This window comes from Paenibacillus sp. NRS-1782 (assembly GCF_050467685.1).
In the GTDB taxonomy this organism is placed as follows: domain Bacteria; phylum Bacillota; class Bacilli; order Paenibacillales; family Paenibacillaceae; genus Paenibacillus; species Paenibacillus terrae_A.
This window is the reverse complement of sequence record NZ_JBITPH010000040.1, coordinates 244,019-263,164: the sequence shown is the minus strand read 5'-3', so window position 1 is coordinate 263,164 and position 19,146 is coordinate 244,019. Positions and strand designations below refer to the sequence as shown.

General features: G+C 46.4%; 18 protein-coding genes. All 18 read right to left on the bottom strand.

Translation table 11 applies throughout. The annotated features are described in order from the left end of the window. Window positions 1-246: 246 nt before the first annotated feature. A complete protein-coding gene (locus ACIFQM_RS15965) occupies window positions 247-4,563 on the bottom strand; it encodes a PolC-type DNA polymerase III (RefSeq protein WP_430040201.1) in 4,317 nt (1,438 codons plus the stop codon). Between the two features lie 183 nt (window positions 4,564-4,746). Beyond that, complete coding sequence (gene proS / locus ACIFQM_RS15960) at window positions 4,747-6,195, bottom strand: proline--tRNA ligase (protein WP_430040203.1); 1,449 nt, start codon at window positions 6,193-6,195, stop codon at window positions 4,747-4,749. A gap of 50 nt (window positions 6,196-6,245) precedes the next feature. Continuing rightward, entirely contained in the window at window positions 6,246-7,517 is a 1,272-nt protein-coding gene (rseP, locus tag ACIFQM_RS15955; protein WP_430040205.1) for an RIP metalloprotease RseP, read from the bottom strand. Between the two features lie 104 nt (window positions 7,518-7,621). Then, window positions 7,622-8,761 (bottom strand): 1-deoxy-D-xylulose-5-phosphate reductoisomerase, encoded by a 1,140-nt coding sequence (locus tag ACIFQM_RS15950; protein ID WP_430040207.1) that lies wholly within the window; start codon window positions 8,759-8,761, stop codon window positions 7,622-7,624. A gap of 81 nt (window positions 8,762-8,842) precedes the next feature. Next, window positions 8,843-9,634: a phosphatidate cytidylyltransferase gene (locus ACIFQM_RS15945; protein ID WP_430065761.1), complete on the bottom strand. Its 792-nt coding sequence runs from the start codon at window positions 9,632-9,634 to the stop codon at window positions 8,843-8,845. 17 nt (window positions 9,635-9,651) lie between these two features. After that, window positions 9,652-10,419: an isoprenyl transferase gene (locus tag ACIFQM_RS15940; RefSeq protein ID WP_430040211.1), complete on the bottom strand. Its 768-nt coding sequence runs from the start codon at window positions 10,417-10,419 to the stop codon at window positions 9,652-9,654. A gap of 84 nt (window positions 10,420-10,503) precedes the next feature. Next, window positions 10,504-11,058, bottom strand: a complete 555-nt coding sequence (frr, locus tag ACIFQM_RS15935; RefSeq protein WP_430040213.1) for a ribosome recycling factor — start codon at window positions 11,056-11,058, stop codon at window positions 10,504-10,506. After that, window positions 11,058-11,786 (bottom strand): UMP kinase, encoded by a 729-nt coding sequence (gene pyrH, locus ACIFQM_RS15930; RefSeq protein WP_013309918.1) that lies wholly within the window; start codon window positions 11,784-11,786, stop codon window positions 11,058-11,060. The genes frr and pyrH overlap by 1 nt, the downstream gene beginning before the upstream one ends. A gap of 121 nt (window positions 11,787-11,907) precedes the next feature. Then, window positions 11,908-12,558, bottom strand: coding sequence for a translation elongation factor Ts (gene tsf, locus ACIFQM_RS15925; RefSeq protein WP_430040215.1), 651 nt, complete (start codon window positions 12,556-12,558; stop codon window positions 11,908-11,910). Window positions 12,559-12,689: 131 nt separating this feature from the next. Then, window positions 12,690-13,388: a 30S ribosomal protein S2 gene (gene rpsB / locus ACIFQM_RS15920; RefSeq protein ID WP_013309916.1), complete on the bottom strand. Its 699-nt coding sequence runs from the start codon at window positions 13,386-13,388 to the stop codon at window positions 12,690-12,692. 258 nt (window positions 13,389-13,646) lie between these two features. Continuing rightward, window positions 13,647-14,294: an endolytic transglycosylase MltG gene (locus ACIFQM_RS15915; protein WP_430040216.1), complete on the bottom strand. Its 648-nt coding sequence runs from the start codon at window positions 14,292-14,294 to the stop codon at window positions 13,647-13,649. Then, complete coding sequence (locus ACIFQM_RS15910) at window positions 14,291-14,917, bottom strand: DUF6115 domain-containing protein (protein ID WP_430040220.1); 627 nt, start codon at window positions 14,915-14,917, stop codon at window positions 14,291-14,293. The genes ACIFQM_RS15915 and ACIFQM_RS15910 overlap by 4 nt, the downstream gene beginning before the upstream one ends. A 41-nt stretch (window positions 14,918-14,958) precedes the next feature. Further along, a complete protein-coding gene (locus ACIFQM_RS15905) occupies window positions 14,959-15,279 on the bottom strand; it encodes a hypothetical protein (protein WP_430040222.1) in 321 nt (106 codons plus the stop codon). A gap of 76 nt (window positions 15,280-15,355) precedes the next feature. Next, window positions 15,356-16,765, bottom strand: coding sequence for a DUF342 domain-containing protein (locus ACIFQM_RS15900; protein ID WP_430040224.1), 1,410 nt, complete (start codon window positions 16,763-16,765; stop codon window positions 15,356-15,358). A gap of 45 nt (window positions 16,766-16,810) precedes the next feature. Beyond that, the gene (locus ACIFQM_RS15895; protein ID WP_013309911.1) at window positions 16,811-17,599 is read right to left on the bottom strand and encodes a FliA/WhiG family RNA polymerase sigma factor; all 789 of its coding nucleotides are present in this window, start codon (window positions 17,597-17,599) and stop codon (window positions 16,811-16,813) included. Between the two features lie 5 nt (window positions 17,600-17,604). Continuing rightward, entirely contained in the window at window positions 17,605-18,027 is a 423-nt protein-coding gene (locus tag ACIFQM_RS15890) for a hypothetical protein (protein ID WP_430040225.1), read from the bottom strand. 2 nt (window positions 18,028-18,029) lie between these two features. Then, entirely contained in the window at window positions 18,030-18,527 is a 498-nt protein-coding gene (locus ACIFQM_RS15885; protein ID WP_025684946.1) for a chemotaxis protein CheD, read from the bottom strand. Beyond that, window positions 18,520-19,146 carry a chemotaxis protein CheC gene (locus ACIFQM_RS15880; RefSeq protein ID WP_025684945.1) on the bottom strand — a complete coding sequence of 209 codons (627 nt, stop codon included), beginning with the start codon at window positions 19,144-19,146 and terminating at the stop codon, window positions 18,520-18,522. Before ACIFQM_RS15880 ends, ACIFQM_RS15885 begins: the two co-directional genes overlap by 8 nt.

Here is a 19,146-nt window from a genome sequence, read left to right as displayed (position 1 = left end):
GCTTCTCCATCACCGGCATTTTCCATTTTCATTTGATGTAATGTTTATTTTGGGCTCACTGCAAATAAACCGGTGTACCGGTTTCTGCCCAAAAATCGTCTTTTTACGTTGTAACTGTATATCAAACAGTAAAGAGTGGGTTTCCCCACTCTTTAAGCAACGGTTTTATCTCCATGATTACCAAAAAAATTATAACATAACCGTAGTTATGTGACAAGTGCTAGAGCTTGACTAACGGGATTTCAATTAAAAAAGAGACAGTTGATTACTCTCTGGCAGTCCACGGAAACAGCCCATCTGGGACAGCATTTCGACAATCGTTTTACTAGCCTTCGACTTTTGCTGAAAATCCTCGACAGACAAAAATTCACCCTGTTCACGGGAGGCTGCGATGTTACGTGCCGCGTTTTCCCCAATCCCCTGAAGCGCTCCGAACGGAGGAATGAGTGAATCTCCGTCTACCTTGAAGCGAGTAGCCTCGGAACGGTACAAATCAATCGTCTTGAAACTGAAGCCGCGAGCCGTCATTTCCAGCGCCATTTCCAGGATCGGAAGCATTCCTTTTTCCTTTGGTGGAGCCTGAAAACCGAGCTGCTCGATTTCGACAATTTTCCGTGCAATGGCATCATACCCCTGACAACACAGTTCAATATCAAAATCGGCGGCGCGTACCGAGAAATAGGTCGCATAATATTCAATCGGATGATACAGTTTGAAATAGGCGGTCCGCACTGCTGAAATAACATAGGCTGCGGCATGCGCCTTTGGAAACATGTACTGGATCTTGAGGCAGGAATCAATGTACCATTGTGGCACCTTGCATTTTTTCATTTCCTCGATCCATTCCGCACTAAGCCCCTTACCTTTACGCACGCTCTCCGTAATTTTAAAGGCCAGACCTGCATCCATCCCCGCCTTATAAATCAGGAATAACATGATATCATCCCGGCAACCGATTACGGTCTTGATGTTGCAGGTATTGTTTTTGATCAAATCCTGCGCGTTCCCCAACCATACGCCCGTCCCATGGGACAGACCCGATATTTGCAGCAAATCGGCAAAAGAACTCGGCTGTGATTCCACTAGCATTTGACGTACAAACTTGGTTCCCATCTCGGGTACACCATAGGTTGCGACTGGAGTACGGATCTGCTGCGGCGTTACACCAAGCGCCTCCGTGGAATTGAACATACTCATAACCTTCGGATCATTCATCGGAATCGTCGTTGGGTCAACCCCAGTCAAATCCTGAAGCATCCTCATCATGGTGGGATCATCGTGGCCCAGAATATCGAGCTTGAGTAAATTTGCATCAAAAGCATGATAATCAAAATGCGTTGTTTTCCATTCTGAGCTTGTATCATCAGCCGGGAATTGTACTGGCGTAATGTCCTCGACCTCAATATAATCTGGAACGACGACAATCCCGCCCGGATGCTGTCCGGTGCTGCGTTTAACGCCCGTACAGCCGGAAGCCAGCCTGTTTAATTCGGCCCCACGCCATTTTTTATGATGCGCCTCTTCATATTTCTTCGTAAAACCGAAGGCCGTTTTTTCTGCAACCGTACCGATGGTTCCAGCACGGAATACGCTTTTCTCACCAAACAGTACTTTCGTATAGTTATGTGCCACTGGCTGATATTCCCCGGAGAAGTTCAAGTCAATATCGGGAACTTTATCCCCCTTAAACCCTAGGAACGTTTCAAACGGAATATCCTGCCCCTCACCCTTCAGCTTGCCACCGCATTTCGGACAGTTTTTGTCAGGCAAGTCAAATCCGCTCGGCACGCTGCCATCCAAAATCCATTCGCTAAATCTGCATTCAGGATTACCGCAAATATAATGTGCAGGCAGTGGATTAACTTCGGAAATACCAAGAAAGGTAGCGACCACAGAAGATCCAACAGAACCCCGCGAACCTACCAGGTATCCATCCTGATTGGACTTTTTAACCAGTCGCTCGGAAATGAGATAGTTGGCAGAGAAACCATATTTAATAATCGGCTCCAGTTCTTTTTCAAGACGGGCTACGACCACCTCGGGTAATTCCTCACCATAAATGGATTTAGCCGTTTCGTAGCAGGTATTGCGGATTTCCTCGTCTGCCCCATCCAGCAAAGGCGTGAACAGCTTGTCAGGGAACAGCTCCAGTTCCTCAAACCGCTCCGCCAGCTCGCTGGTATTCTTCACAACGACTTCATAGGCTTTCTCCTCGCCCAGAAACTCGAATTCTGCCAGCATTTCGTCTGTCGTGCGAAAATGCGCATCCGGTTTTCGGATATCTTTTAACGGGCTAAAACCAGTAATTCCATGTATCGTGATATCACGGTACAGCTTATCACGCGTTTCCAAATAGTGAACATTGCCTGTAGCAATAACGGGCTTATCGAGCCGCCGCCCAATTTCGCATACTTTACGAACTGCCGTTTTCAGAGCATCAGGGCCACTTACCAGTTGTTTTTCCACCAGATGCATGTACATGGTTAAAGGTTGGATCTCCAGCACATCATAAAACTGTGCAATTTCCTCGGCTTCCTCCTCCGACTTGTTCAGCACAGCCTCGAAAAACTCACCCTTTTCACAACCTGAAATAATAAGCAGCCCGTCTCTCATCTCTGACAATTTTGATTTAGGGATACAAGGGACACGCTTAAAATATTCAGTATGTGACATTGAAACCAGCTTGTACAGATTTTTTTTGCCAATCGGATTCAGCGCATAAATACAGCAATGGAAAGGACGAACGGTCGATAAATCCTTACCCACATAGTCATTCAAGCGGTCGAGCATTTTCATACCTTTAATTTGTTCCGCATCATTCAAAAGTCCATTCAGCACTTCAGTTAGCGCAACTGTATCATCAATGGCCCGGTGATGGCTTTCGAGCGCAACCTTGTATTTGGTGGTCAATGTGTTCAGACGATGATTTTTCATCGTTGGAAACAGCAAACGGGCCAATTCCAGTGTATCCAGTACCGGGTTCGTCATCTCAGGCAATCCCATATTCCTAAGAGTAGCCTGGATAAAACCGACATCAAATCGCGCATTATGGGCAACCAGCACAGCATCGCCAGCAAAAGCAACGAACTCCTTCATAACAGGCTCCACATCCGGTGCATCCTTGACCATTTCATCGTTAATGTTGGTCAGTTGCTGGATATTGTAGGGTATACGCTCATGCGGATTTACAAAGGTGGCATAACGGTCTATTTCTTTACCCTCATGCATTTTAACAGCGGCAATTTCAATAATTCTATTTTGTGTAACTGATAGCCCGGTGGTTTCAATATCAAAAACGACATAAGTCGCTGTTTTCAAATTAAGCGGCTGTGCCTGCATTACAACCTCAACCGCATCGTTGACCACATTGGCCTCGATACCGTAAATCATTTTAATTCCGTTTTTCTTGGCAGCCTTAGCGGCATCGGGATAACATTGCACTCCACCATGATCAGTGACCGCAATCGCCTTGTGCCCCCACTTGGCGGCTGTTTTAACATACTGGTCAATAGAGCTTACAGCATCCATCGCGCTCATCTTTGTGTGAAGGTGAAACTCAACCCGTTTTTCGTCTGCATTATCTTTACGGGAAGGAGGAGCCTGCACCTCTACCAGATCAGAAGGAATCATAACCAGCTCAGGAATTTGCATAAACCGATCATATTCGACGCGGCCACGGACCTTAACCCATTTTCCGTTAGCCAGCAAGCTGAGAATTTTTAGATCTTCTTTTGTTTTGGCAAACATTTTCATTTGCAGCGAGTCACTAAAATCAGTCAAATAATAGGTGAACAATGTACTTCCATTTCGCAGCTCTTTACTATCGAGACCAAAAATCGTTCCCTGCAACGTGACTTTCTTCTCTTCATCCTGAATGTCTTGCATCGGAACAGGCGGCTCCTTGATGTCATAGCCAAATTGAAGCCGTACATCTCCTTCCTCTTCATCCAGAGGCGGCATTTCTGATTCCATGCTTTCCATCATCTGCTGAATAACTTCACGTTCTTCCTGCATCTTTTTCTCCTGGAACTGCTGCAAGGCCTCTTGGTTACTTTCACCCACCTGGATTTTAATGCGCATCGAGAGACCAAAATATTTATCGTAGAATTTGATGATTGCTTGGTCAATCTGCTTTTTGCGTGCCAGCTCCAGTGACATGCTATCGCTCATCGTCAGCAATAACAGGCCGTCTTCCCACTCATGTACAGCCCGGTTCATCCAGCCGTTCACGGATGGGATTTCACGGTGCACCCATTCCAGAAAAAGCTTCCAGTATTCACTGATGATATCCGCAGACTGAACCTGCTCATTATACCGAAACCGAAAGGTGATTTTAGCGATGTGGTTCATTTTCTCCTGTACCTGAATACAGAAGGCCCGATATACCTGAGCGGGAACCAGCGTTTCCTTAGCGAGGATAATATTCCAATCCTTATTGGTACGGCTTATTTCCACCTGCTCAATCCAACCGTCCAGGAAATAAGGTTCCACCACTCCCTCCGGCATCACTACCTGCTTCATCAGCAGTTCCAGCCGTTTTCTCTTTTCTTCAGCTCCGCCCATGGCTCTCCCCCCGTTTTCCAAATCTACAATTCTGAAAACATGAAAAGCTTCTGCGTCTAAAACATCTCCGACCGCAAAAGCTTTTCGTAGCCCCCCTCAATCCTCCACCACAGCAACCTCTTACAATTATGCTCGTTAGCGGAGAGAACGAAGTGAGTATAGTGGTATAGCTTTACTTCTTTATTAATACGCCCGTGCGAACACTACAGTATGCTTGGCTGATTTGCCGCAACACAGGCATGTGGTCTTTTGCTCGGTAGTTTTAAAAGGTATATTACGGCTTGTAGCGCCTGTCACTTCTTTGACCTTGTCTTCACATTCTTCAGATCCGCACCAGCCTGCCAAAGTAAAGCCGCGTTTCTCTTCCATAAGCGCCTTCATTTCATCCAGCGTATCTACGGAATAGAAGTTTTCATCCATAAAGCTCTTGGCACGATCAAACATTTCCTGCTGTACCTGTGCCAGCATCGCATGGACTTCCTCAACAAGGTTATCCTGCTGTACAATCTTTTTCTCGCCACTGATACGGGATACGAGCACGCAAACGCCATTTTCCATATCACGAGGTCCGATTTCCAGACGCACCGGTACACCGCGCATTTCATATTCGTTAAACTTCCAACCTGGACTCACATCACTGCGATCGTCCATTTTCACACGTACGCCCACCTGTTTCAGTTCAGCGAACAGTTCATCTGCACGGGCAATCACTGCTTCACGCTTCTTAGGCGGCCCGATAGGCACCATAATGACCTGTGTAGGCGCAACCTTAGGAGGCAAAGCCAAACCACGGTCATCCCCATGAACCATAATCAGCGCACCAATCAGACGCGTGCTTGTTCCCCATGAAGTGGTATGAGCGTATTCCAGGTTATTGTCCCGGCTCAAGTATTTAATATCAAAAGCAACGGCAAAATTGGTTCCCATGTAGTGGGAAGTTCCCGCCTGCACCGCACGCCCATCCTTCATCATCGCTTCCAGTGAGAAAGTATCCTTCGCACCTGCAAATTTTTCAGAAGGCGTTTTTTGTCCGGTAATAACTGGGATAGCCAGTACTTCCTCGATAACCTCGCGGTATACTTCCAGCATTTTCATCGTTTCTTCGCGTGCTTCTTCCTCATTTTCATGAGCAGTATGACCTTCCTGCCACAAAAACTCACTCGTACGCAAGAAAGGAAGCGTGCGTTTTTCCCAACGAACCACGTTGGCCCATTGGTTGATAAGCACTGGCAGATCACGATAGGATTGAATCCATTTGGAGTACATATGACCGATCATTGTCTCTGAAGTTGGACGGATTGCAAGGCGCTCCTCCAATTTTTCCCCGCCAGCCTCGGTTACCCAAGGAAGCTCAGGGTTAAACCCTTCGACATGCTCTTTTTCCTTTTGGAAAAAACTCTCGGGAATAAACATCGGAAAATAGGCATTGCGATGACCTGTTTCTTTGAAACGCACATCCATGGCTTCCTTGATATGCTCCCAAATTTCAAAACCGTCGGGACGGAACACAATACATCCGCGAACCGGGGAGTAATCCATCAGTTCAGCTTTTTTAATAACATCAATATACCATCGGGAAAAATCTTCGCTCTGTGGCGTAATTTCCTCGACAAACTGTTTATCGTTCGACATAGAAACGCATGTCCTCCCATACAGACCCTTTTATAAAAGTCCGTCTCTAATTAACCATTAATTAATCGTAAAATATCATTATAGGTGACCGCAATCATGAGCAGGAACAACATGGCGAAACCAACGAAATGGACCATACCTTCCCTACTCGGGTCAACTGGACGTCCTCTTACTGCCTCTACACCGAGGAAAACAAGTCTGCTTCCATCCAGCGCCGGAATTGGCAACAGATTAAATATCCCCAAATAAAGACTCATTATAGCTGTCCAATACGTAAGCTGCTCAATGCCCTGCTTGGCAATTTGTCCTGTCACTTCAAAAGTACGTACCGGGCCTCCCAGATCATTAATGGAGAAACGTTGGATAAGCTGACTAAACCCCTGGAAAATGATATCGGTCGTTCGTACCATGGACTGTCCAGCAAATTTAAACGTTTCCCCGACTCCTGCTTGCCGTGTCGGAAGTTCAGGCACGATGCCCACTTTCCCCCCCTTTTGTCCTTCCATTGCACGAGGTGTAATCGTCAGATCAAAAGTTTTGTTATCCCGACGAACAACCCATTTCATCGGCTTGTCTTGGGAATCGGCAATCAGTTTGATCATATTTTCAACGTTTGCACCAATCGCAACCCCGTTCACCGATTCAATGATATCACCCTTATGCAAATCAGCTTCAGCAGCAGGCATACCCGCTGTAATGTCATTAATCTGAACATAAATTGGGTTGTCCACTTGTACGCCGACCATTTGGATATGCAGACCAAACAGAACAAAGGCAAGGATAAAATTCATCAGCGGTCCAGCAAAAATAGCCATCGCACGCTGTCCTACTGTTTTGCTGCCATACTGTCGATCCTTAGGCGCAATCTGGATGGATTGCCCTTTGGTTACCATCATCGCTTGCGGATGCACCGTATATTGCTGTTCTTCGCCATCCACATCCAATTTTACAGTTAGTGCCTGCTCCAGATCAATGTGCTGCACTTCGCCGCGCACCACATTTTTGCGGTTATCCAATTGGTCCAAATAAATGGTTTTGACCATACCGTCCGTTACGCGTACAGCAATTGTTTGTCCTGCTTCAATTTCATTGATTTCCGGATCTTCTCCTGCCATGCGTGCAAAACCACCGAACGGCAGCAAACGTAGTGTAAATCGCGTCTCGTTTCTTTTATAAGAAAACAGTTTCGGGCCGAAACCGATCGCAAACTCCCGTACCAGGATCCCGGCGCGTTTGGCAAAATAATAATGCCCCCATTCATGCACCGTCACTATGACGAAAAACATGAGCACCGTCATCAAAACTATTCGAATCGTTTCCAATCGTTTCCGTTCCCCTTTCAATGAGAGTTTGTCTTCCTAGATTATCATTATTCTCCGATCCCACACAAGAGAATCGCAATTCGCTTCTCGAACCCAAATTCAGCTTATATCCCGGCAGCTACGCTGCGAACCTCACGGTCACAGGCTTCGATCGCAGCCAGATCAGGGTTAGTGACATTGACATGCCGCTCCAATACACGCTCAATAACGGCTTCAATATGCAGAAAAGAAATTTCTCCACGCAGAAAACGGGCAACAGCAATCTCATTAGCCGCATTAAATGCAGTTGGTGCTGTACCACCCATTTTACCACATTCAAAGGCAAGCCTTAAACAAGGAAAACGATTAAAGTCCATTTCCTTAAAATGGAGCTGACCCACCTCAGCCAGTGACAGCGGCTTGGCCGGAGACTTCATCCGTTTAGGATAGGTTAAAGCGTATTGAATAGGAACTCTCATGTCAGGGTTGCCCAGTTGGGCGACAATACTGGTATCCACAAATTCTACATAAGAATGAATGATGCTTTCAGGATGCAATAGTACGTGAATCTGCTCATAATCAAGTCCAAACAACCAGTGCGCCTCAATGACCTCTAGCCCTTTGTTTACCATCGTTGCCGAATCAATCGTAATTTTGGCACCCATCGACCAATTGGGGTGCTTCAATGCATCTTCTACCGTAACCTCCAGAAGCTGCTCCCTTGTCAAATCACGAAAAGAACCACCCGATGCCGTGAGAGTAATATGTGCTACATCTTTCATACGCTCACCATTTAAGCATTGGAAAATAGCCGAATGCTCACTGTCAATCGGCAGCAACGGCACTCCTTTCGCCCGAGCCCGTTCTGTGACCAGATGACCGGCGGTAACCAGTGTTTCCTTATTGGCCAAACCGATCTGTTTTCCAGCCTCAATCGCGGCCAGCGTGGAGTGCAATCCGACACTGCCCATTACAGCTGTCACAACCATATCTGCATCTGTATTCGCAGCCAGCTCGACGAGTCCTTCATTCCCCCAATGCAGTTCCATTCCGGAAGGCAACAAAGGACGGATTTCCTCCGCCAGTTGCTTGGTGCCGACGGATACCTTCTTGGGTTGGTATAGATGCGCCTGCTCAGCAAGCAACTTTATATTTGAGCCACCTGCTAAAGCCTCTACGGCAAACTGATCCGGGTGCATAGATACGACATCCAGCGTCTGTGTTCCAATAGACCCGGTTGAGCCGAGTACCGTAATTCTTTTCATGAAGCACCTTCCTATCTTGAAAATAACCGTTACTCTGTGGCTAACTTTAACCTAACATAAACTGTAACCACCAGGTAAGGATCATGGAAGCAGCATCAGCATATGTACAATTGGAAAAACGACAATCCAGCTGTCGCAGCGGTCTAATATACCACCATGCCCTGGCAGCAGATTACCCGAATCTTTAATGTTGTACACCCGCTTGTACGCAGATTGCACTAAGTCGCCCAGTTGACCTACAACTGCACAAGATAAACCGATAGCGAAAGCTTTGTCCCACGGCAGCAGCCCTTCTGACAATCCGGCAAATACCAGTGCTGTAGCTAACGCTAAAACAATCCCGCCAATAGATCCTTCGACTGTTTTGTTTGGACTAATCGCAGGCCATAGCTTTGTCTTCCCCGCCATTTTGCCTACAAAATAAGCCCCTGCATCACTTGCCCAAATGCAAGCCAGCAACAAAAAAGTCCATAAAAGCCCATGTTCCATATGGCGTGATTCCGCCATATACGAAAATCCAAAGCCTATATAAACGGTACCGAGAAATAGTATGGACACCGTTTGAATTGTGATTTTATTTTTCGTTCCCACCGTAATGATCATAAAAATAATCATCAGCAGCCAAAGCAGACTTATAGACGGTAATGGTGAGTGCAGACCCAAGGGCTGATAAGGAAATACAAAAGCTAATATTCCTGCATAGCCAACTAACGCTGTACCGCCGAAAGGAGATACCCTGGTCATTCGCGCGAATTCATAGAATCCGATTAGGGCCATAGCCAAAATGAGCAAATGGTAGGCTAAACCGCCCCACAGGACCATCGCCAAAAAAAATACGCCTGCCACAATACCGGTAATCAATCTCTGTCTCAACGGCTTTCATCCTCCATTTACTTCAATCCGCCGTACCGCCGTGATCTTCGCTGATATTCGACTACTGCTTCGTATAAATGCTCTTTCTTAAACTCAGGCCAATAAATATCAGTAAACCATAGCTCACTGTAAGCAAGTTGCCATAGCATAAAATTGCTGAGTCTTAGCTCACCACTTGTTCGAATCAGCAGGTCAGGGTCCGGCATACCACTTGAGAGCAAAGAATTCTCAATCAGTTCAGGCGTAATATCTCCGGATGTAAGCTTCCCATCCTCAATTTCACGACCCAACGCTTGCATACATTCAGTGATTTCTAGCCGGCTTCCATAATTTAATGCAAAATTAAGAACAAGTCCGGTATTATTTTCGGTTCGCCGAGTCGCTTCAGTCAACGCATCAACGGTATGAGATGGCAAATGCTCCTTATTTCCCATCATACGCACTTGTACATTTTTTTCAATCAGCTCATCAAGCTCAATAGCCAGAAACTCTTGCGGGAGCCGCATCAAAAAATCGACTTCATCCTTAGGACGCGACCAATTTTCAGTTGAAAAAGCAAATAAGGTCAAATATTTAATGCCTAGTTCATCTGCAGCAATCGCTGTGCGCTTCACTGCCTTCATTCCATTTTGATGCCCTACAATTCGCGGCATTCCAATCCGTTTGGCCCATCTGCCGTTCCCATCCATAATAACAGCAACATGCTGCGGAATATTGTCTTTTGATATGGCCGGTGTTTGCTGTTTTTGTTCCCCGTTCCACCAAGACCGAACCCATTTGATCATTCCAGTTCCTCCAGCATTCTCTGAAAATGTGCCTCTGGCTTGAAAAGAGACAAACCCCACCGTAAGGGAGGGGCTATCAGTCTCTTATACTTCCATAATTTCTTTTTCTTTTGCAGCCAAAATTTTATCCACTTCGGCGATGAATTTATCTGTTGTTTTCTGGATTTCTTCCTGATATTTACGGGATTCATCCTCGGATATATCAGTTTTCTCCATTTTTTTAATATCATCGTTCGCATCGCGACGAATGTTACGAATGGCGACCTTCGCTTCTTCGCCGTTCTTTTTCGTCAGCTTCACCAGATCCGTTCTGCGTTCTTCTGTCAATGCAGGAATACTCAGGCGAATGGTGTTTCCGTCATTGGAAGGGGTCAAACCCAGATCAGATTTTTGGATAGCACGCTCAATGTCGGCCAGGGAGGATTTATCCCAAGGCTGAATCATTAGAGTCCGGCTGTCCGGTGTATTTACATTAGCCAACTGATTGACCGGAGTCATTGCACCGTAATACTCAACCTGAACGCGATCCAGTAGACCTGGTGTCGCTCGACCAGCGCGCAAAGATGCAAGGTCACGTTGCAACGACTGAATGGCTTTTTGCATGCGCTCTTCAGCGCTCTTTTTCACAGATTGTGGCATTAATTTACACTCCCTTTGACGATCGTGCCAATTTTCTCACCCAACACGACACGTTTAATGTTACCTTGCTCTGTAATAGCAAAGACAATCAACGGAATATTGTTATCCATGCACAGCGAGGAAGCCGTAGAGTCCATGACACCGAGATTTTTATTGAGCACATCCAAATACGTAAGTTGCTCATACTTCTCGGCTGTGCTGTCTTTAAATGGATCAGCTGAATACACGCCGTCCACTTTATTTTTAGCCATCAGAATCACTTCAGCCTCAATTTCGGCAGCACGCAGGGCAGCCGTAGTATCGGTAGAGAAGAACGGATTCCCTGTACCTGCTGCAAAAATAACAACCCGGCCTTTTTCCAGATGGCGGATAGCTCTACGACGAATGTAAGGCTCAGCAATTTGCTGCATCGCAATAGATGTCTGTACACGCGTAGGAACTTCAATTTGTTCCAAAGCATCCTGCAGTGCCAGTGAGTTCATCACCGTTGCCAGCATACCCATGTAATCGGCTGTTGCCCGGTCAATTCCGTTGGCGCTTCCAGCAATACCCCGCCAAATGTTGCCGCCTCCGCACACGATAGCAACTTCTACTCCCAGTTCGACAACGTCCTTGACCTGCTCGGCGATCGACGCAATTGTATCCGCATCAATACCGTAACCGTTCGGGCCTGACAGCGACTCTCCGCTGACTTTCAGAACAACACGCTTAAACACAGGTTTTTCCAAATGATCACCCTCCAATATCGACTATATTTTATGTACAGGATAGATGTCCTGTTGCAAGAAAAGGAACACTGATGTGTTCCAATTCTTCGCTCTTCTGTATGCAATTACCGTTCGTTGGTAATTATTGTTTCACTTGAGACATAACTTCTTCGTAGAAGTTGTCTTCTTTTTTCTCCAAACCTTCGCCCAGTTCAAAACGAACAAAACGACGCAGGGAAATATTTTCGCCAATGGTGCTGATTTTTTCGTTGATGATTGTGGAGATTGTTTTGTCTGGATCTTTAATGAAAGATTGCTCCAACAGGCAGAACTCTTCATAGAATTTACCAATGCGGCCCTCAACCATTTTCTCAACGATTTTTTCTGGTTTGCCTTCGTTCAAAGCTTGTGCTTTCAGGATTTCTTTTTCTTTTTCGATCTCTTCCTGTGGCACTTCTTCGCGACGAACATAACGAGGGTTTGATGCAGCGATATGCATAGCGATGTCACGCACAAATTCTCTGAACTGGTCTGTTTTAGCTACGAAGTCTGTTTCGCAGTTTACTTCTACCAGTACGCCGATACGGCCGCCAGCATGGATGTAGGATTCAACAACGCCTTCAGTAGCAATACGGCCTGCTTTGTTCGCTGCAGCTGCAAGTCCTTTTTCACGCAGCACTTCAACTGCTTTTGTCAAATCACCGTTTGCTTCTTCAAGCGCTTTTTTACAATCCAGCATTCCTGCGCCTGTTTTTTCACGAAGTTCTTTTACCGCGCTAGCATTAACTGCCATATTATTTCCCTCCAAATTTGATTTTCAGTGGTGTACACAAGCTTTATTCCTTAAAAAAAGGGTAGTGAGAGGTTATACACCTGCCAACCACCCTTTTCATTTAATTCTTATAGGATTTCCGTAAGGAAATATTATGCTGTAGTTTCTTCGCCTTGGTTTGCTTCCATAACTGCATCAGCCATTTTACCTGTCAGCAATTTAACAGCGCGGATAGCGTCGTCATTACCTGGGATAACATAGTCAATTTCGTCTGGATCGCAGTTTGTATCAACGATACCCACGATTGGGATACCCAATTTGCGAGCTTCAGCAACAGCGATGCGTTCTTTGCGTGGATCAATGATGAACAGAGCGCTTGGAAGGCCCTTCATGTTTTTGATACCGCCCAAGAATTTTTCAAGACGATCTTTCTCTTTACGGAGAATGATAACTTCTTTTTTAGGAAGTACAGCGAATGTACCGTCTTCTTCCCAAGCTTCCAATTGTTTCAAACGATCAATACGTTTTTGAATGGTTTGGAAGTTAGTCAGCGTACCTCCCAACCAACGTTGGTTGATATAGAATTGACCAGCGCGAGCTGCCTCTTCTTTAACAGAATCTTGTGCTTGTTTCTTCGTGCCTACGAACAGAATTGTACCATTCTCAGCTGCAATACTTTTTACGAAGTTGTAAGCTTCCTCAACCTTTTTCACTGTCTTTTGCAAGTCAATGATGTAAATACCGTTTCTTTCAGTGAAGATATAACGATCCATTTTCGGGTTCCAGCGACGTGTTTGGTGACCAAAGTGAACCCCAGCTTCCAAAAGCTGTTTCATGGAGATTACTGCCATCTTCACACACCTCCTAAGTTTGGTTTTTTGTGTGTCCTCCGCCGACATCATTTCTTGCAAAGACTTTCTATTTGGAAAGCACCCTTTACAAAATTAATCGACGTGCGTTTTTAACACCGTTATTTAATATACCATAACACCCGAAGCGTTGCAACCAACTTTTCGACAATAGCAAGATAAGCGCGAAAGGTGACTGATTATTCCCGCCTGTAGAGCTTTCTAGAGAAAAATAAAAGCCGCCCACTTTCCCGATCACGGTCAGTTGGACGGCTTCTTTGTAATTTTAGTAATAATAGAACCAAAATCCTCACCCTTGGCAAACTCATAGGTACCGGTACGTATTTTGGTATTGATTTTTTGAGCCTTAGCCTCAGCCTCAAACGCACTGGCATCCGATACGATGCCTGCCTTCTGCAAACCAGATGCCACACTCCTCAGATTGCTTCCCGATACAATGCTATATTGCACTTGCGGAGTGGATGGCTGTTTAGGGGTGTCTGGAGTAGTCGTAGCACTCGAACCTTTAGTTTGCGGCTTATCCGAACTTTGGAGTGCGGACGTGCTTGCTGAAGGCTTAGAAGTAGCCGAAGGCGTTCTGCTGGCAGGTGTCTTTGGTGTCGACGGAATTTGCGCCGCTTCTGCCTTTTTGGGGGCAACCGGTGTTTTATTGCCTTCCTTGATCACCTTGTTACGCCATTCCTTTTCTGTCATCTTCGGATCAGAACTCTCACTAATTTGAAGATTCAGTCCGGCTGCCGCCTCCTCCAATTGCTCACGAGTCATGTTTTTCGGGTCCGCTGAAGACGGCTGCGATTGACCCTGACCGATCATCGCCAATTGCAGCAGTAGTGCGCCTGTAATAAGTCCGGTGCCCATGCCCAGCATAAATGAACGATTTTTGATCACGTCAGGTCCTCCCTTTCCGCCAATTGTAATATGAGCTGTACCTCGCCCCGTTGGATGCCTGATTGCTTAGCAATGTAATCCACCGATTTGCCCTGCTCATACAGCTCGAACAGTTCCTGATAACGCTCACGGATAGATTCCTGCTGAGCTACAGGCTCAGCCTCTTGCAACGGGGTCTGGTCTTCCACAGCTACAATAGAGTTGTCAGACTGCTCTGCTTGTATGGGAATAACAGTCTGCGTATTGCGGAACTGGCCATAAGCTGCCACCGCCTGATGTGGGGTACCTGTATGTAGTAGTACCTCAGATCCAGGCACTGTCTGTGTAGATGCTGAAGCAATCGCAGCCTGGCGTTCAAGCTCCACAATTCGGTTCCGAAGCTCAGCCACTTGCTCTTGCAATGAGGCCTGTTTAACTGCATGTTCCTGCTTTATGCCGGATACAAGCTCTATCAGCTCATCATTGCCGTTTTCAATATCGGCCATATATTGCTCCAAGGTGGCCTCGACCTTTTGAACGACGGCCTCTTCTGTTCCCTTGCCTGGCTGCCGCTTCGGCAGCAGCCAGGCGTAGACAACAGCTGCGGCGCCCAGCAGAACAATATATATCCATGGTTGATCCACTGCCCATCGTCTCCTTTTATAACGCTTCTCCACCTGTCGGATCAGAGCGAAAAATCTATATGATGTCCCTTGTATGGATGCTCTGCAGGATGCTCCTTGGGCAGTATATTCTCACCGGACCGAGATCGGCTCTGACTGGAAGTATCACTGCCCTGCCCTCCATTTTCCCTCTCACCAACGAATGTTTCCGCAGATTCATCCACCGAACTGCTTCTCTGGCGAATCTTTTCCGTCTCCTGCTCGGACTTTTGCCCTAACAACGCTTGCTCATTCATCGGACGTTGCTGGTATTCGCTTTGATACTTACCCGCTTCACTGGTACGAGGTACGGCGATTTGTAATTCAACAGCTTTCAGGCTCATTGGACCACACCCTTTCCGATTGGGCATCCGTATCTGTTTTCCGAGGAATAAGGAAACTCGTTATCCCTGTGCCAGATTACACGGAGGAGGACATACTGATATCACCCTCATGATAATAAAACGCCATTCTTTCCACTGAATCTTTAATAAATTTTGTATATCTGCCGATAACTATTTTAGAGCCGCCGTAAATAACGTTTTTGACTTCTACCCGTGCGCGGCTAGTATCTTCCAAGGTTCGTTCGATCTCAAGCATTCTTGATTTGGTTTCCAGAAGTTCGTTGTCATTTGATTTTTTAGTAGATGTCAGCTTGATTCGCATCGCCATTCTTTCAGGGGCAAGCTGTCCAGCAGCAGCAAGCTGGTCCAATATGGTGAGGGCCTTATTGGTCTTATCCTGGCTGTCTGTCTGTTGCTTCAAACGTGCCCGGAGTTCAGTCAACTCATCGCGCAGCTCTGGCAGTACACCTACTTCGATTATAGTGGCTGTGGACATCGTATTACCGATCGTACGTGCCACTACCTTTTCACCAGCTTGTACACTACCACCTACGATGAGTCCTTTAGCCCCTCCGCAAAGTACATTCTTACTGGCTTTGATCTGGGAATGCATAATGCTTTGGGAAACAAGTATATCGGCCCCCGCAATCACATTACCATCCTGTATGAAAGAACATTTCACATTTTGTGCAGCTTTCACATACCCCTTATGGTATCCGATAATACCACCACTGATGTCAACCGAACCTTCCGCATCCAATTCAGCACCTTCCACACCGCCAATGACACGAATGTCGCCAGCCGCCCGAATACGAAAACCTGTCAGGACATTACCACGAATGACGACGGTTCCAACAAAATCAATGTTGCCGACGCTATAATCCACATCCCCGTTCACTTCATATACGGGAAACACATTGAGCTTACCCTTTTCAGTCGTAGTCACCAGTCCGTCGATAGCTGCGTACATTGCAACGCCTTCTGGATGAACAACTACGTTTTTCCCTACTTTAAAACGTGCCTCTTTGCCTGGAAGATAAGGAATTCCCTCTCCCGTGACGGCAATACCAGGTACACCCGGCAATGGATCAATCCGCTCGGCAATCAATTGTCCACGCTTTACATTTTTTAAACGGGTTAATTCTTTATAGTCCACTCGTCCATCCGAGGTTTCAAGCGGCTTACGTGCATCTTCACCAGTCACAACTTCAGCCAAATTAATTTTTCCATCCGTACCATGAATCGGCGGTGTTCCCTCAGCAATCAGCAATTTGGTGAAGAAATAATCTTCCGATCTTGCCACAAACGTATGAATCTCATCAGTAATCAAACCATGACTTATTTTTTGGTTACTCAGGAACCGCTCCAATTCTTCCACAGAACACGAAAAGCCTTCTTCACGTTTGGCAAACTCCAAATAAGCGCTAAGTTTATCGGGTGAGACGACCACTTTTAAATACTGGTCCAAAGCATATTGCTTCTCCACAGGGGTGCTCCTTCCGTCTAACTATTACTGTAACCTCCCGTATGTTTAATCTTTACGCATTAGCAGATCCCGCTGTTTGTCCAGTGTCGCCCTCAGCCGCAATATGGCTTTGGAATGTAGTTGTGAAATACGCGAAGGGGAAAGCGACATGACCTCAGCAATTTCACTGAGAGACAAATCCTCGTAATACAATAAAGAAACAACGATACGTTCTTTTTCAGTCAATTTGTCAATGCCTTGTGCAAGGGCATCACGAAGTGTAAATTCATTGACCTTGTGATCCGGATTTTTCGCCTTTTCATCCACTAAAAGGGAAAGTCGTGTCTCCGATTCTTCTTCGCGGATCGGGTCCTCCAGTGAAACGATCGACATAACAGCGACCTCCTGGATCATATTTTGAAACTCTTTTTCGGAGACGTCCAAATAATGGCTCATCTCTTCGTCACTTACTGTGCGTAAGTATCTCTGCTCTAGATGCTGGTAAGCATCCTCAATTTTTTTCGCTTTTTCCCTGACCGAACGTGGAACCCAATCTCCTTGGCGAAGACCATCCAAAATCGCTCCTCGAACGCGCCAGGAAGCATACGTCTCAAACTGCAAACCACGTTCATAGTCAAACTTTTCAAGAGCATCAATCAAGCCCATGACACCGTTACTGGCCAGGTCATCCTTAGATACATTTTTAGGCAAACCTACTGCAAGGCGTCCCGACACATATTCCACAATATGCAGGTACTTCTCAATTAGCTGCTTTTTTGCTTCCTTGTCACCGTGTTCTTTCCATTGCTCCCACAGTTCGGAATGGTTTAAATGAGCGGCTTTTCGCTCGTTCATCGGCTTCACCCTCCTTGTTTGTCTGTCAGGTGACGAACGGCCTTGGCCAATTCTTCAGAGTCCTTGTTTGAAACCAGCTTAGGCGGGTTTAAAGGCGCAAAATCGGTGTTTTTCCCGTCCGTCTGCTCTGGTTTCGGCTTCAACAATTCATTCAGGTTTTCATCTTCGTCTGGTGTCGTCAGGTCCAGTTTCCCCCCCACGCCATCCACCTGAGAGCTTGCCCGGCTTTGGGCATTACCCAGATCTGGCCGCGCTACGACACCCAGTGTCCAGCGCAGCACAAATGCAAGCAGGAACCAAAAAACGAAAGCGACCAAGCCACGAATTAAGCTCGTGGTCAGCAGATTGCTGCCAGTGGACAACACAAAAGTCAGAATAAATCCGACTACTCCAGACCAAAGATTAATGCGTAAGCTGCCAAATAACATGATTATAATTCCTTTACACCTTTTTGTACGCTTCGAATATTCAAAACGCCAGTTTCACAGTCCAGCTCAATCGTTCGGCCATAACTACCACCTGTATCCTCCGCAAGCAGAGGAATACCGAGATCTACGAGCATTTCCTTGCATGACTCCACATTGCGCGGACCAATTCGCATGGTGTCCCCGCTGCCGGCAAAGGCAAACATTTGCGCTCCCCCTGCCATTTTGGCAACCAGTCTGCGGCGTTCGGCTCCCAATTTCAGCATCCGCTCAAATAGTTCCGGCAACGCGGTATCCGCATATTTGGCGATGTTAAGCTGCCCTTCACGTGCAATGTCTGAGGATGGTAGCATTACATGTGCCATACCAGCCAGTTTTAAATGAGGATCGTAGAGGGTCAATCCGACGCAGGAACCAAGTCCTGTCGTACGAATCGAGTTTGGATTGCTGGTTACGTTCAAGTCTGCCATGCCCACTTTGATGATGCTTTTATCCTCAATCATCGTTCATCGGGACTCCTAACGACCTGAATATTTTACCAAACGATTCCGGATCCGGAATCAGGAAAAATTGACCCTCAATCTGATTCTGCCCCTCCAGAAACGATGTGTCAATCAACAGGGCTGCATCCCCCATCTGACCAAACTGCAACAATCCGTAGCTGAGAATGGCCCCAGCCATATCCAAAGCTAGTGCGGGAACCGTCGGATACATGGACAACCGGGTGAAATCAGCCAACGAGGACAAGTATGAACCCGCTAAAATATTTCCGATTTCAGACAGAGCCGAATGCTCCATTTCGTTAAAGCTGTCCTCATCATCCGAGGGAATATTCGCCAGCCGGGAAAGCAGACTTTTTGCTGCATGAGGTTGCAATATAAAAAAGAGATTGCCTGGAGCTTCGCCCTCGACTCTGAAAAATATCGCAACGACAAGTTGCTCATTCCCGCCAACCTTTTCGGCAATCTCCTCAAAAGGCAGCATCTGTACTTTAGGTACGCCCATATCAACGGGTTTATTCAGAAGTCGGGAGAGTGCTGTAGCAGCGTTCCCGGAACCAATGTTACCGACTTCCTTCAAAACATCCAACTTGAAATCTTCGAGATTCTCAAGATTTTCCAT

Excerpts from the sequence above, each read along its gene's own strand:
- ACIFQM_RS15965 (WP_430040201.1), bottom strand. The coding sequence starts at position 4,563 with ATGGGCGGAGCTGAAGAAAAGAGAAAACGGCTGGAACTGCTGATGAAG.
- proS (WP_430040203.1), bottom strand. The coding sequence starts at position 6,195 with ATGTCGAACGATAAACAGTTTGTCGAGGAAATTACGCCACAGAGCGAA.
- ACIFQM_RS15950 (WP_430040207.1), bottom strand. The coding sequence starts at position 8,761 with ATGAAAAGAATTACGGTACTCGGCTCAACCGGGTCTATTGGAACACAG.
- ACIFQM_RS15940 (WP_430040211.1), bottom strand. The coding sequence starts at position 10,419 with ATGATCAAATGGGTTCGGTCTTGGTGGAACGGGGAACAAAAACAGCAA.
- frr (WP_430040213.1), bottom strand. The coding sequence starts at position 11,058 with ATGCCACAATCTGTGAAAAAGAGCGCTGAAGAGCGCATGCAAAAAGCC.
- tsf (WP_430040215.1), bottom strand. The coding sequence starts at position 12,558 with ATGGCAGTTAATGCTAGCGCGGTAAAAGAACTTCGTGAAAAAACAGGC.
- rpsB (WP_013309916.1), bottom strand. The coding sequence starts at position 13,388 with ATGGCAGTAATCTCCATGAAACAGCTTTTGGAAGCTGGGGTTCACTTT.
- ACIFQM_RS15905 (WP_430040222.1), bottom strand. The coding sequence starts at position 15,279 with ATGAGCCTGAAAGCTGTTGAATTACAAATCGCCGTACCTCGTACCAGT.
- ACIFQM_RS15895 (WP_013309911.1), bottom strand. The coding sequence starts at position 17,599 with ATGAACGAGCGAAAAGCCGCTCATTTAAACCATTCCGAACTGTGGGAG.
- ACIFQM_RS15890 (WP_430040225.1), bottom strand. The coding sequence starts at position 18,027 with ATGTTATTTGGCAGCTTACGCATTAATCTTTGGTCTGGAGTAGTCGGA.
- ACIFQM_RS15885 (WP_025684946.1), bottom strand. The coding sequence starts at position 18,527 with ATGATTGAGGATAAAAGCATCATCAAAGTGGGCATGGCAGACTTGAAC.
- ACIFQM_RS15880 (WP_025684945.1), bottom strand. The coding sequence starts at position 19,146 with ATGGAAAATCTTGAGAATCTCGAAGATTTCAAGTTGGATGTTTTGAAG.